The organism is Streptomyces sp. NPDC006261 (genome assembly GCF_040613515.1).
In the GTDB taxonomy this organism is placed as follows: domain Bacteria; phylum Actinomycetota; class Actinomycetes; order Streptomycetales; family Streptomycetaceae; genus Streptomyces.
Genome location: NZ_JBEXSI010000103.1, coordinates 1 through 13,575, shown reverse-complemented (window position 1 = coordinate 13,575; position 13,575 = coordinate 1). Strand labels below are relative to the sequence as shown.

The window sequence follows — 13,575 nt, the reverse complement described above, 5'->3', positions numbered from 1 at the left end:
TACACATCCACGCAATTCAGGTATCGAATAGCGGAGTTGGGGCTGCGGCAGAGTTGCGGACGCACCGCTCTTCTGCAGAGTGCGGGTGACACCGGCGAGGATGGCGGTGGTCAGCACCCAGCCGACGGCGATCACCTGGGTGGTGGTGGTCGTCGTGGCGGCGGCGACCGGCGCGGCGGCCTCGGCTTCGACGGTTTCCACGGAGGCGGGCGCGGGCGCCGGAGCGAGTGCGGGCTCAGGCGCGGCCTCCACGCTCAGGGCCTCAGCCGAGGCTTGGGCGCTGGCTTCGGCAGCTGCGGTCTTGCGGGATCCCTTACGGGACGGCTTGCGGGCGGTCACAGGGACTGCCTCCTCGGAGGGGTCGGAGGGCGGAGGGGTGAAAGGGGGAGCGGGGCTCAGGCCGCTGCGGACTGGGCCAGTCGCTGGATGGCGGCCATCGGGACCGGCAGCCAGTCGGGGCGGTGGCGGGCCTCGTACACCACCTCGTACACCGCCTTGTCGGTCTCGTGGGCGCGCAGCAGCTCGGGTTCGCCGCGCGGATCGGTGCCCGACGCGAGCGCGTACCCCTCGCAGTAGGCGGCACGGCAGCGGGCCGCCCACTCGGGGTTCCACGGGCGGTGCGAGCGGGCCGCGTAGTCGAAGGAGCGCAGCATGCCCGCCACATCGCGGACCGGGGGCGCCGGACGGCGGCGCTCGTCCAGCGGGCGGGCCGGTTCGCCCTCGAAGTCGATCAGCGACCAGAAGCCGTCGGGGGAGCGGAGCGCCTGGCCGAGGTGGAGGTCGCCGTGCACCCGCTGCTGCGCCCAGCCGCCGCCCCGGTGGCCGAGGGCCGTGACGGCGTCGAACGTGGTCCGCAGGGCGGGGACGTACGGGACGAGGGCGGGCACCGCCTGGGCGGCGGCCTCCAGACGCTGGGTCATCCGGGCGACCAGCTGCCGGGTCTGCGTTCCGTGCAGCGCCGGGGTGGGCAGGGCCGCGGCGAGCGCGGTGTGCACCTCGGCGGTGGCCCGGCCCAGCGCCCGCGCCTCCGGGACGAAGTCGCGGCCCGCCGTGAGCGCGGTGAGGGCGAGCTGCCAGCCGTCCCGGGCGCCGTGCAGGAACGGCTGGAGCACGCCGAGGGTGAGCGGTTCGAGGCCGGGCGCCTCGAACCAGGCGACCGGCGCGGGGACGCGGTCGCACCCTTCGCGGGCCAGGGCGAGCGGCAGCTCCAGATCCGGGTTGGTGCCCGGGAAGACCCGGCGGAAGATCTTGAGGATGTACGCATCGCCGTAGACGAGCGAGGAGTTGGACTGTTCCGCGTCCAACACCCGGGGCGCCAGTCCGGCCGGGATCGCGGCGGTCCGCTCGAAGCGGAGGGAGCCGAGGGTGCCCGGGAGGCGGAATCGTTCCAGCAGGAGGTCCGCCAGGCGCGGATCGTGCAGCGCGTCGTAGACGGTCCGCCCGGCCAGCGGCCCGCGCTCCACCCTGCCGATCAGCGCCGCGGCGAGCGTGCCCGGCAGCGAGCCGCGTACGCCGATCAGGAGCTGGTAGCAGTCGTCCGCAGGGCGGGCCGACGGCGACGGCTGCTGGACCCGGACCAGCAGATGGAGCAGGCCGGGGCCCGCGGTGCCGTCCAGCGGCAGCATCTCGGTGGCGGAGACCAGGGCGAAGCCGGTGACCGGCCGGCCCTTGCCGGCGAACCACCGCTGCCGGGGAAGCCATTCATGGAGCAGGGGGGCGAGGGACGGCAGCAGGGCGCCGTCCACCGTACTGCTTGGAATCGCGCTGTTCCTCGTGTTCTTCGCCAGGGCGACGTGAGTGGATGCAGCCTCCGACATGGCATCGCGTCCTTTCCCCGGGCACACCACAGGATGCGAAGAGTGTCCCGGATTGCGGCAATGGCTGTCCGGCTGTGCGGGACGTGTCGGGAGAGGAAGGTCCGTACGGACTCGAACGGCGGAACCTGGAAGGCCCGAGGCGACGGAACCGTGAGGGCCCCAGGCCTTTCGTTTCGGTCAGAGTGCCCCGTGCGGGACGGCGGAAACCGTCCCGCACGGCTTGCCGCCGGGTCAGGCCGGCGGCGCGTCCTTGCGCAGCCGGAACCAGTAGAAGCCGTGCCCGGCCAGTGTCAGCAGGTAGGGCCACTGGCCGATGGCCGGGAAGCGTACCCCGCCGATCAGTTCCACCGGATGGCGTCCGCTGAACGATCGCAGGTCCAGTTCCGTCGGCTGGGCGAACCGCGAGAAGTTGTGCACGCACAGGACGAGGTCGTCCTTGTACTCACGGGTGAACGCCAGCACCGCCGGGTTGGAGGACGGCAGCTCGGTGTACTCGCCGAGCCCGAAGGCCGGATTCTGCTTGCGGATCTCGATCATGCGCCGGGTCCAGTGCAGCAGCGAGGACGGCGAGGCCATCGACGCCTCGACGTTGGTGACCTGGTAGCCGTAGACCGGGTCCATGATCGTGGGGAGGTAGAGCCGCCCCGGATCGCTGGAGGAGAAGCCGGCGTTGCGGTCGGGCGTCCACTGCATCGGGGTGCGGACCGCGTCCCGGTCGCCCAGCCAGATGTTGTCGCCCATCCCGATCTCGTCCCCGTAGTAGAGGATCGGGGAGCCGGGCAGCGACAGCAGCAGCGCGGTGAAAAGCTCGATCTGGTTGCGGTCGTTGTCCAGCAGCGGGGCCAGGCGGCGGCGGATGCCGATGTTGGCGCGCATCCGCGGGTCCTTGGCGTACTCCGCGTACATGTAGTCGCGCTCTTCGTCCGTGACCATTTCGAGGGTCAGCTCGTCGTGGTTGCGCAGGAAGATGCCCCACTGGCAGTTCTTCGGGATCGCCGGGGTCTTCGCCAGGATTTCCGAGACCGGGTAGCGGCTCTCGCGGCGCACCGCCATGAAGATGCGCGGCATGACGGGGAAGTGGAACGCCATGTGGCACTCGTCGCCGCCCGCCTCGAAGTCGCCGAAGTAGTCCACGACGTCCTCCGGCCACTGGTTGGCCTCGGCGAGGAGCACGGTGTCCGGGTAGTTGGCGTCGATCTCCTTGCGGACCCGTTTCAGGAAGTGGTGGGTCTCCGGGAGGTTCTCGCAGTTGGTGCCCTCGCGCTGGTAGAGGTAGGGCACCGCGTCGACCCGGAAGCCGTCGATGCCCAGGTCCAGCCAGAAGCGCAGGGCCGCGAGGATCTCCTCCTGCACCGCCGGGTTCTCGTAGTTGAGGTCCGGCTGGTGCGAGAAGAAGCGGTGCCAGTAGTACTGCTTGCGCACCGGGTCGAAGGTCCAGTTGGAGGTCTCGGTGTCGACGAAGATGATCCGGGCGTCCTGGAACTGCTTGTCGTCGTCCGCCCAGACGTAGTAGTCCCCGTACGGCCCGTCCGGGTCGGTGCGGGACTGCTGGAACCACTCGTGCTGGTCGCTCGTGTGGTTCATGACGAAGTCGATGATGACGCGCATGCCCCGCTGGTGCGAGGCGTCCACGAACTCCACGAAGTCGGCGAGGTCGCCGAACTCCGGCAGTACGGCGGTGTAGTCCGATACGTCGTAACCGCCGTCGCGGAGCGGCGACTCGAAGAACGGCGGCAGCCAGAGGCAGTCGACACCGAGCCACTGGAGGTAGTCCAGCTTGGCGGTGATGCCCTTGAGGTCGCCGATTCCGTCGCCGTTGGAGTCCTGGAAGGACCGGACGAGCACCTCGTAGAAGACGGCGCGCTTGAACCAGTCGGGATCACGGTCCTTGGCGGGAGTGTCCTCGAACGTGTCGTGGACAGGCTCATTGACGATCATGGTGTGGGTGACCCTCCGGTCGGCGGGGACGGTCGCAGGACGGCGATGTGCGCGGGCGTGATGCCCGGCTCTAGGCGCACATAGAAGGCCCTGCCCCAGTGATAGGTGTCGCCGGTGAGCTCGTCGCGCACCGGCAGGCGCTCGTGCCCTTGCAGGCCGAGCCGCTCCATGTCCAACGAGACCGTGGCCTCCTGGGTGTGGTGAGGGTCGAGGTTCACGACCACCAGAACGGTGTTCGAACCGGAACGCTTGCTGTAGACGATCAGCGACTCGTTGTCGGCGTGGTGGAAGTGGACCTCGCGCAGCTGCTGGAGCGCGGGGTTACGTCGTCGGATCCGGTTCAGCGAGGTGATGAGGGGCGTCAGCGTGCGGCCCTCGCGCTCCGCCGACTCCCAGTCCCTCGGGCGCAGTTCGTACTTCTCCGAGTGCAGGTACTCCTCGCTCCCCGGCTTGGCCGGGGTGTTCTCGCACAGCTCGAATCCCGCGTAGACGCCCCAGGACGGGGAGAGGGTGGCGGCGAGCACGGCCCGGGCCTCGAAGGCCGGGCGGCCGCCGTGCTGGAGGTAGCCGGGCAGGATGTCCGGGGTGTTCACGAAGAAGTTGGGCCGCATGTACGAGGCGGCGTCGCCCGACAGCTCCGTGACGTACTCGGTCAGCTCCTGCTTGGTGTTCCGCCAGGTGAAGTACGTGTACGACTGCTGGAACCCGACCGCGCCCAGGGTGTGCATCATGGCCGGGCGGGTGAACGCCTCCGCCAGGAAGATGACATCAGGGTCGGTGCCGTTGATCTCGGCGATGACCTTCTCCCAGAAGACCACCGGCTTGGTGTGCGGGTTGTCGACGCGGAAGATACGTACGCCGTGGTCCATCCAGAAGCGCAGGACGCGTACGGTCTCCGCCACCAGACCGCGCATGTCCTTGTCGAAGGCGATCGGGTAGATGTCCTGGTACTTCTTCGGCGGATTCTCGGCGTACGCGATCGAGCCGTCGGAGCGGTGGTGGAACCAGTCCGGGTGGTCCTTGACCCACGGGTGGTCCGGGGAGCACTGGAGCGCGAAGTCCAGCGCGATCTCCATCCGGAGGTTGCGGGCCACCTCCACGAAGTGGTCGAAGTCCTCCAGCGTGCCCAGCTCCGGGTGGATCGCGTCGTGCCCGCCGTCCGGGGAACCGATCGCCCACGGCACCCCCGGATCGTGCTCACCGGGCGTCAGCGTGTTGTTCGGGCCCTTGCGGTGGGTGGTCCCGATCGGGTGGATCGGGGGCAGGTACACGACATCGAACCCCATGGCGGCGACCGCGGGCAGCCGCTCGGCCGCCGTCCGGAACGTGCCGCTGACCAGCCGCGTCTCCGCCTCCGGCGAGGTGTCGGCCGGATCCACCGGCTCCCGCCGCGCACCTTCCGAGCGCGGGAACAGCTCGTACCACGACCCGTACAGCGCCCGCTCGCGCTCCACGCGCACCGCCAGCGGCTTGGACCGGGTGACCAGTTCACGCAGCGGGTGCCGAGCGAGGACGGCCTCGGCGGCCGGGGTGAGGGCGGCGGCCAGCCGGGCGGCCGGCGAGTGGGCCGTGTCGCGCAGCGCGTCCACCGCGGCGAGCACCGCCTCCCGCCCGTTCTTCTTCGGTACACCGGCGGCGGCCCGCTCCAGCAGGGCGGCGCCCTCCGCCAGCACCAGGTCGGTGTCGATGCCCGCCGGGATCTTGATCGCGGCGTGGTGGCGCCAGGTGGCGACCGGATCGCTCCACGCCTCCACCGTGTAGGTCCAGCGGCCCTCGGAGGTCGGGGTGATCTCCGCACCCCACCGGTCCGTGCCCGGGGCCAGCTCGCGCATCGGGGTCCACGGTCCCACCCGTCCGCTCGGATCGCGCAGGACGACATTGGCCGCCACCGCGTCATGGCCTTCACGGAAGACGGTGGCGGTGACCTGGAAGGTCTCACCGACGACGGCCTTCGCCGGACGTCTGCCGCAGTCGACGAGGGGACGGACGTCCAGGACGGGAATACGACCGATCATGGAATCACCTGGGGGCTGGAGGAGCTCGGCGTGCACGGGCGACGGCACGGACGCGGAGGACCGACCGCGCGTGCCGCGACGATGGGGATCTGTCCTTTGTAGCTGCTCAGCTGTCTGCTGACGGGCTGTGGGCATGGCCGCTCCTGTCCGCGTTCACTCGAATGGCACTCGAATGGGTGGGTCGCGGGGGTTTCGTGCATGTTTCGGATGCACCGGGAGGGTGTGCGGGCCGGGTGGTGCCGCGTGCGAGAAGTACCGGGTAAGCCTTCCCCACGTTCGTTCACGGGAAATCCGGCGTTGTGTTAACTACTCGGTCGTAGCCGGTCGGTCAGGTCCGGTCAGGTCCGGGTCGGGGTCCGGTGGCGCCCCGGCGTGCGCTCCCGAGGCGTACGGAGCCCGAAGCGCCCTCACAGGTTCCGGATACCCGCTCTGCGGCGCCACACGGCAGCCTTCCCTGTGACAGGAAGGTCCACAAGGCTGCGTACGGGAAGGAAATCGGCCAAACCCGCAGGTGAAGGGTGGGGTGGGTGAGGGCCGGTGATACGCGTGGTGCTCCCGTGGGGAGGCGCCCGGCGCCCGGCTTCAGACTCCGTGAGCCGTCCGCGCGCCGTGGCAGTCCGCCACGGACGGCCGCTACCGTCGAGGGTGACGGAAGGGACGCACACCGTGGTGCGTCCGCTCGGATGCGCAAGTCCCCTGTAAAGGTGGAGTACGTGAAGGCCATTCGTCGATTCACCGTGCGTCCTGTCCTCCCCGAACCCCTCCGACCCCTCCACGACCTCGCGCGCAACCTGCGCTGGTCGTGGCACACCGAGACCCGCGAGCTCTTCCGGTCCGCCGACCCCGAGGGGTGGCGGCCCGCGGACGCCGACCCCGTACGTCTGCTCGGCTCCCTGACCGCCGGGCGCCTGGCCGAACTGGGCCGGGACGAGGAGTACCTGGGCCGCCTGGCCGAGGCCTCCGCCGACCTGAAGGAGTATCTGGACGGCCCCCGCTGGTACCAGGAACAGCAGGCCGCGGGCGCGGAGCTCCCCTCTGCCGTCGCCTACTTCTCACCCGAGTTCGGCGTCACCGCCGCACTCCCGCAGTACAGCGGCGGCCTCGGCATCCTCGCCGGTGACCACCTCAAGGCCGCCAGCGACCTGGGCGTCCCGCTCATCGGTGTCGGCCTGCTCTACCGGCACGGCTACTTCCGCCAGAGCCTCTCCCGCGAGGGCTGGCAGCAGGAGCACTATCCGGTCCTCGACCCCAACGAACTCCCGCTCGACCTGGTCCGCGAGGCCGACGGCACCCCCGCCCGGGTGGTGCTCGCCCTGCCCGGCGGGCGTTCGCTGTACGCCTCGATCTGGCTGGCCCGGGTCGGCCGCGTCCCGCTCCTCCTGCTCGACTCCGACGTGGAGGAGAACGCACCGGGCGAGCGCGATGTCACCGACCGGCTGTACGGCGGCGGCAGCGACCACCGGCTCCTCCAGGAGATGCTGCTCGGCATCGGCGGGGTGCGCGCCGTGCGCACCTGGTGCCGGCTCACCCGGACCCCGGAGCCGGAGGTGTTCCACACCAACGAGGGCCACGCCGGCTTCCTCGGCCTGGAGCGCATCCGGGAACTGGCCGCCGACGGGCTCGGCTTCGACGCGGCCCTCGAAGTGGTCCGCGCCGGGACCGTCTTCACCACCCACACCCCCGTGCCCGCCGGGATAGACCGTTTCGACCGGCAGCTGATCGCCCGCCACTTCGGCGACGACGGTGAGCTGAGCGGCGTACCCGTGGAGAAGATCCTGCCGCTGGGCCGGGAGACCTACCCCGGTGGCGAGCCCGAGCTGTTCAACATGGCGGTGATGGGGCTTCGGCTCGCCCAGCGCGCCAACGGCGTCTCCACCCTCCACGGGGCCGTCAGCCGGGAGATGTTCTCCGGGCTCTGGCCGGGCTTCGACCCCTCCGACGTGCCGATCACCTCCGTCACCAACGGGGTGCACGCCCCGACCTGGGTCGCCCCCGAGGTCTTCCGCCTCGGTGCCGGACAGGTCGGCACCGGCCGCGCCCACCAGGTCCTGGCGGGCGGAACGGTGGACGGCGAGGCCTCCGAGCGGCAGCCCGGCACCCCGCGCCGCTGGGACGCGCTGGGCGGCATCGGCGACCAGGAGATCTGGGAGCTGCGCCGCGAGCTGCGCGGCCAGCTGGTGACCGAGGTCCGCCGCCGGCTGTACGCCTCCTGGCGGCGGCGCGGCGCGGGCACCGCCGAGCTCGGCTGGATCGACGACGTCCTCGACCCGGACGTCCTGACCATCGGCTTCGCCCGCCGGGTCCCCTCGTACAAGCGTCTTACGCTGATGCTGCGCGACCGCGACCGGCTGCGGGCGCTGCTCCTGCACCCCACGCACCCGATCCAGATCGTGGTCGCGGGCAAGGCCCACCCCGCCGACGACGGCGGAAAGCGGCTGGTCCAGGAGCTGGTGCGGTTCGCCGACGACCCGAGGGTCCGCCACCGCATCGTCTTCCTGCCGGACTACGGCATGGGCATGGCGCAGAAGCTCTACCCGGGCTGCGACGTCTGGCTCAACAACCCGCTGCGTCCGCTGGAGGCCTGCGGCACGAGCGGGATGAAGGCGGCGCTCAACGGCTGTCTCAACCTCTCCGTGCGCGACGGCTGGTGGGACGAGTGGTTCGAGCCGGACTTCGGCTGGGAGATCCCCACCGCCGACGGCTCGGCGGTCGACGAGGACCGCCGCGACGAGCTGGAGTCCAACGCGCTGTACGCCCTGATCGAGGACCGGGTCGCCCCGCGCTTCTACGACCGGGGCGCCACGGACCTGCCGGACCGGTGGATCGAGATGGTCCGCTCGACCCTCGTCAACCTGGGTCCGAAGGTGCTCGCGGGGCGGATGGTGCGCGAGTACGTGGAGCGGCTCTACGCGCCCGCCGCGCGCTCCCGGCGGGCGCTCGGCCCTGCGGTGGCGCGGGAGCTGGCTCAGTGGAAGGCGAGGGTCCGGGCGGCCTGGCCGGAAGTCTCCGTCGACCATGTGGAGTCGGTCACCGGCACCGTGGCGGGCGGCTCGGCGGAGCTGGGGGCGACCCTGTCGCTCCGGGTGCGGATCGCCCTCGGCGGCCTGGACCCGGACGACGTCGAGGTGCAGGTGGTGGCGGGCCGGGTGGACTCCGCCGACGCCATCGCGGACGCCCAGGTCTTCCCGCTGAAGCCGGCGGGCGGCCATGACCTGGAGGACCGCTGGCTGTACGAGGGCCCGCTCGCCCTGGACCGGACGGGACCGTACGGCTACACCGTGCGCGTTCTGCCCTCGCACGAACTGCTGTCGTCCGGCGCCGAGTTGGGCCTGGTCGCGGTGCCGAACGAGGCGACGGGGGAGGGTGCGGGCGTGCTGATGCGCTGAGCGGGCGCGCCGTACGGCAGGACACTCGCCAGGTGGCGAACGGCCCGGCAGGGGAGCAGAATCCCTGCCGGGCCGTTCGGTCATGTGGTGGTGCGGTGCCGCCGCTGGCTCAGAAGGTGAGCTTGAAGCTGTTGATCCGGCCGGTGTCGTACCGGGCGACGTCCTGGACCTTCAGCTTCCACTCCCCGTTGGCCACCTTGGACGAGGCGTTGACCGTGTAGGTCGCCGCCACGTTGTCCGCGGAGTCGGAGGAAGAGGAGTTCTTCAGCCGGAAGGTGCCGCCGTCCGGGGCCACCAGGTCGATGACCAGGTCACCGCGGTAGGTGTGGCTGATGTTCACGTCGACCTTGAGGGCGCTCGGGGCGTTGCCCGCGATGCCGGTGACGTTGACCGCGCTGGTGACGGCCGCGCCCGCGTCCGGGATGTTCACGACGGTGTTGTTCTGGAAGACCTTGCCACCCGGGTCGGGGTCGCCGCCGCCGGGGCGGGCACCCACGTTGACGCCGGCCCAGGCGTGGGCCACGGCCGCGTACTCCGGGCTGGTGGCGCCGTACAGCTCACTGGCGACCGCGAGCGTGCCGGTGCGGGCGGCGGCGTAGTTGGTCGTCGAGGTGAACTTGGTGGTGAGCGCCTTGAACCAGATCAGCGAGGCCTTGTCCCGGCCGATGCCGGTGACCGGCAGTCCGTCGGAGGTCGGGGAGTCGTAGCTGACGCCGTTGATCGTCTTGGTGCCGCTGCCCTCGGAGAGCAGGTAGTACCAGTGGTTGGCCGGGCCCGAGGAGTAGTGGACGTCGACGCCGCCGATGCCGGAGTACCAGTAGTCCTTGGAGTTGCCGTCCCTGCTGGGCTTGTCCATGTAGCGCAGCGGGGTGCCGTTGCCGCGGATGTCGATCTTCTCGCCGACCAGGTAGTCGCCCTGGTCCTGCGGGTTGTTCGCGTGGAACTCGACGGCGGCGGCGAAGATGTCGGACGTCGCCTCGTTGAGGCCGCCGGACTCACCGCTGTAGACCAGCTTGGCGGTGACCGAGGTCAGGCCGTGGGTCATCTCGTGGGCGGCCACGTCGATGGAGGTCAGCGGCTTGGCGTTGTTCGCCCCGTCGCCGTACGTCATGCAGAAACAGCTGTCCTGCCAGAACGCGTTGACGTAGTTGTTGCCGTAGTGGACCCGGGAGTACGCGCCGACGCCGTCCCCGCGGATGCCGTTGCGGCCGTGCACGTTCTTGTAGTAGTCCCAGGTGAGCGCGGCGCCGTAGTGGGCGTCGGCGCCGGCCGTCTCCAGGTTCTGCGGGGTGCCGTTGCCCCACACGTCCGTGGAGTTGGTGAAGAGCGTGCCGGTGCCGGAGGTGCCCCGGTTCAGGTTGTACGTCTTGTGGCTGCCGCGCGCGGTGTCGGTCAGCGTGTACGAGGGTGCGGTGCCCAGCGTCACCTGGCCGCTGTACTGGGTGTTGCCGGTCCCGTTGTGGACGGCCTGCCACTCGTACAGCTTCTCGCCGGAGGCGGCGTCGGTGATCACGTGCAGCTCGTTGGGGGTGCCGTCGTGCTGGAGTCCGCCGACCACGGTCTCGTAGGCCAGCTGCGGGGAGCCGCCGCCCAGCCAGACGACCTTGCGCGGCGCCTTCTCCGCCTTCGTGGCCTTCGAGCCCTCCGCCTTCGCCGCACCGAGCGCCTGCTTCTCGGCGGCGGCCGGGGCCACGTCGGCGGTGAGGCCGACGGCCTTCAGCTGCGCAGTGGTCGCCCTCGACGCCTTGGTGACGCTCAGGGTCCTGCCGGCCGTGTTCTCCTGGACCACCAGGTCGCCGCCGAGGACGGGGAGTCCGTCGAGGGTGCGCTCGTAGCGGGTGTGCGTGGTGCCGTCCTGGTCCTGGACGACATCGCGGACGACGAGCTTCTCCGTGGCGCCGAGCCCGAGCTCCTTGGCGGTCGCCGCCTTGGTGGCGTCGGCCTCGCTGAGGAGTGCGGCGCGCTGGGCGGGGGAGAGCTTGGCGGGGAGCGAACCCGGGTCGGCCTTCGTGCCGACGGTGATCCCGCCGGCCGGGGTGGCCGAGGTCGGGGTGGCGGTGGCGGAGCCGGACTGCAGTCCGACGGCGATCATGGCTGCTGCGGCTATCAGAGCGCCGGTCGCGGTGGCGCGACGGCTGGGCGTGGATCTCACGCGGACTCCTTCTGCGAGGGGGGTTACCTGGCGGCGCTGGACGAGCCGTCCGGGACGGTGCAGGCGGTGCGCAGAACGGGGTGAAGAGTCTCAGCAGATCCGTACGCCTGTCAGGAGCGCGTCAATAAGTTGGCCGGAATTCGTTCGTTGCCAGAAAGGTCATGTTCGTTAAGCGGACGTTTCGCCGATCATCACCGGAATGTTGCCGGGCTGTGTGAAGGCCCGTATTCACAGGGTGGGCACAGGTTCGGCGCCTGGAGGGCGCCCGCGAACGGCACGCCCGGAAGCGGTTGCGGCCCACCTGGTGAGACAGGGGCGGGTTCTGGCCAGATCTCGCCAGCGGAACGGGGCGGTCCGTGGGGGCGGTCCGTCAGGGTGCGGGGCCGGCGGATCGGTGCGCTCGGGCTGACGCCGCGTCCGTCGGACCGGTGCGCTCAGGCCGGGGTGGCGCCCGTCGGATACACCGCGTCCAGGAGTCCCCGTACAAACCGGTCCAGGTCGTCCAGCCCTGCCGCCGCCGGGGTGCCCGGGCCGCCTCCCAGCAGGTGCGGGACCGCCGCGTGCAGCACGAGTGTGACGGTGGCCGCCCGTTGCGGGGTGACGGGCAGTCCGGCGGATCGCTGGGCCGCCTCGAACCCCGCGAAGTCGCCGCTCGCCATCGGGTCCAGGAGGGCGGAGAGCCAAGGACGCCGGGCCGCCTCCGCCTGGAGCTCCGGGTGGGCGAGGAGCCGCGGGCGGCCGGGCCCGGCGACGTCCTCCAGGAGGGTGCGGAACATCCCGGATCCTGCACCGCTTCATGTCCACGGAACGGACCCGGCCGCGGAACGGGGCGGTGCGGCTGCTGCCAGGGTGAGGGAGGGAAGGGGGTGCGGCCAGGAGTCCTGGAACGTGCATTTCCTGTGTGAGCCCTGTGTGCTGCTTCACACGATTCGACCGCCTGTCGGGTACAACCCTGCACCACCGGCGACAGTCACACCCATTGGCCTCACCCGTGTCTCCCCCCACGTCGAAACCGGACGGCCCTCCCAGCCTTCGTGCCGCTGCAGCGGCACCCAGACTCCCCAGAGGACCTCATCGCATGAAGATCCGCCGCGCTCTGGCCGTCGCAGCAGCGACCGCCGTACTCGCCCCGGTCACCCTCCTGTCGTCCCCCGCCGCCTTCGCGACCCCGAGCCCCACCCCGGAGGCGACCGAGACCGCCACCGCGTCGGAGGAGCCCGAGACGCCGTCCGCGGACGAGGAGACCGGCACCGTTCCCGCCCCGGAGGGGGAGAACCCCCCTGCTGAGGAGGGCGAGGAGAAGCCCCCGGCCGAGGAGGAGAAGGAGCAGGAGGAGCCCGCGGGCGAGGAGAAGGAGCAGGAGGAGAAGCCCGAGGACAAGTCCGCGTCCCCCTCCCCCTCCGCCACCCCGCCCTCCCCGTCGCCGTCCGTCACCTCGCCCAGTGACATCTGCCAGGACACGGAGGACCAGCAGACCGACGAGAACCTGCGCACCTCGCTCTCCGGTCTTCCCTCCGAGGTCGTCGCGGGCAGCGGGTTCCACGGCTTCGAGCTGAACGTGGAGAACAAGGGCGGCAAGGCCTACAAGCGCGTCGACCTCGGTCTCATCGCCGCGCAGGTCGACGACGACAGCTGGCTGCCGAACACCGATCACCTCACGCTCCAGTTCAAGAACCCGGAGACGGGCGTCTGGACGGACATCTCCCTCGACCAGGACGACGAGGTCATCGGCTACATCGGCTACACCGACATCCGGGCAAAGGAGTCCTTCTCGATCGACCTGCGCCTGAGCGTCGACAAGAAGGCGCCCGAGGGCTTCGCCTTCGCCTTCATCATCGGCCTCTACGCCGACGAAGATGGCAACTGCGTCTACCCCGAGGGCGAGCAGTTCTACGAGTTCGACGTCCTCGCCGCCGGCGCCGACGCGGGCGAGCCCAACGAGGCCGAGCCCCAGACGGGCGGCAAGAAGCCGGTCCCCGTCAAGCCCGTCGGCAACACCGAGATCAAGCCCGAGGGCACCCTCGCCCAGACCGGGTCCGACTCCAACCTGCCGGTCATCGCGACCATCGGCGGAGTGGCGATCCTCGCCGGTGCCGGTGTCGTCTTCGCGCTGGGCCGCCGTCGCAAGGGCGACGCGACCGCCTGACGCCCGTAGCGGCGAGGGGGGTGCCGCTGCCCGGCCGGGCAGCGCCCCCGGCTGAAAGGCGGCCGCCTGCTCACCGACGTCTTCACGGGCGACACGGTGAAGTCGGCGGCCGGGGGTCTCG

At 70.9% G+C, this 13,575-nt stretch carries 7 protein-coding genes and 1 pseudogene; 2 read left to right on the top strand and 6 right to left on the bottom strand.

Annotation, left to right across the window (positions count from 1 at the left end; all coding sequences use genetic code 11):
- The 4 genes from ABZ154_RS33650 to ABZ154_RS33635 form a co-directional block, all read right to left on the bottom strand.
- On the bottom strand, positions 1 to 339 hold a 339-nt coding region (locus tag ABZ154_RS33650; protein WP_356838157.1), incomplete at its 3' end, for a hypothetical protein.
- Positions 340 to 395: 56 nt separating this feature from the next.
- On the bottom strand, positions 396 to 1,817 hold the full coding sequence (locus ABZ154_RS33645) for a maltokinase (RefSeq protein WP_356838155.1): 1,422 nt from the start codon (positions 1,815 to 1,817) through the stop codon (positions 396 to 398).
- A 231-nt stretch (positions 1,818 to 2,048) separates the two neighbouring features.
- Positions 2,049 to 3,755 carry a maltose alpha-D-glucosyltransferase gene (gene treS, locus ABZ154_RS33640; RefSeq protein ID WP_356838153.1) on the bottom strand — a complete coding sequence of 569 codons (1,707 nt, stop codon included), beginning with the start codon at positions 3,753 to 3,755 and terminating at the stop codon, positions 2,049 to 2,051.
- Positions 3,752 to 5,770: an alpha-1,4-glucan--maltose-1-phosphate maltosyltransferase gene (locus ABZ154_RS33635; RefSeq protein WP_356838151.1), complete on the bottom strand. Its 2,019-nt coding sequence runs from the start codon at positions 5,768 to 5,770 to the stop codon at positions 3,752 to 3,754. Before ABZ154_RS33635 ends, treS begins: the two co-directional genes overlap by 4 nt.
- 713 nt (positions 5,771 to 6,483) lie before the next feature.
- Here ABZ154_RS33635 and glgP point away from each other — a divergent pair.
- On the top strand, positions 6,484 to 9,156 hold the full coding sequence (gene glgP, locus ABZ154_RS33630; RefSeq protein ID WP_356838149.1) for an alpha-glucan family phosphorylase: 2,673 nt from the start codon (positions 6,484 to 6,486) through the stop codon (positions 9,154 to 9,156).
- Between the two features lie 109 nt (positions 9,157 to 9,265).
- Here glgP and ABZ154_RS33625 read toward each other — a convergent pair whose 3' ends face one another.
- Both ABZ154_RS33625 and ABZ154_RS33620 read right to left on the bottom strand, forming a co-directional pair.
- On the bottom strand, positions 9,266 to 11,308 hold the full coding sequence (locus ABZ154_RS33625) for a M4 family metallopeptidase (RefSeq protein ID WP_356838148.1): 2,043 nt from the start codon (positions 11,306 to 11,308) through the stop codon (positions 9,266 to 9,268).
- 434 nt (positions 11,309 to 11,742) lie between these two features.
- Positions 11,743 to 12,084, bottom strand: a pseudogene (locus tag ABZ154_RS33620) (TetR/AcrR family transcriptional regulator); the annotation flags it as partial.
- A 302-nt stretch (positions 12,085 to 12,386) separates the two neighbouring features.
- On the opposite strand from ABZ154_RS33620, the gene ABZ154_RS33615 reads away from it, so the two are divergent.
- Positions 12,387 to 13,454, top strand: a complete 1,068-nt coding sequence (locus ABZ154_RS33615) for an LPXTG cell wall anchor domain-containing protein (RefSeq protein WP_356838146.1) — start codon at positions 12,387 to 12,389, stop codon at positions 13,452 to 13,454.
- The last annotated feature ends 121 nt before the right edge of the window (positions 13,455 to 13,575 follow it).

What these genes read in the sequence shown, in the direction of transcription:
- ABZ154_RS33645 (WP_356838155.1), bottom strand. Translation starts at nt 1,817, where the DNA reads ATGTCGGAGGCTGCATCCACTCACGTCGCCCTGGCGAAGAACACGAGG.
- treS (WP_356838153.1), bottom strand. Translation starts at nt 3,755, where the DNA reads ATGATCGTCAATGAGCCTGTCCACGACACGTTCGAGGACACTCCCGCC.
- ABZ154_RS33635 (WP_356838151.1), bottom strand. Translation starts at nt 5,770, where the DNA reads ATGATCGGTCGTATTCCCGTCCTGGACGTCCGTCCCCTCGTCGACTGC.
- ABZ154_RS33615 (WP_356838146.1), top strand. Translation starts at nt 12,387, where the DNA reads ATGAAGATCCGCCGCGCTCTGGCCGTCGCAGCAGCGACCGCCGTACTC.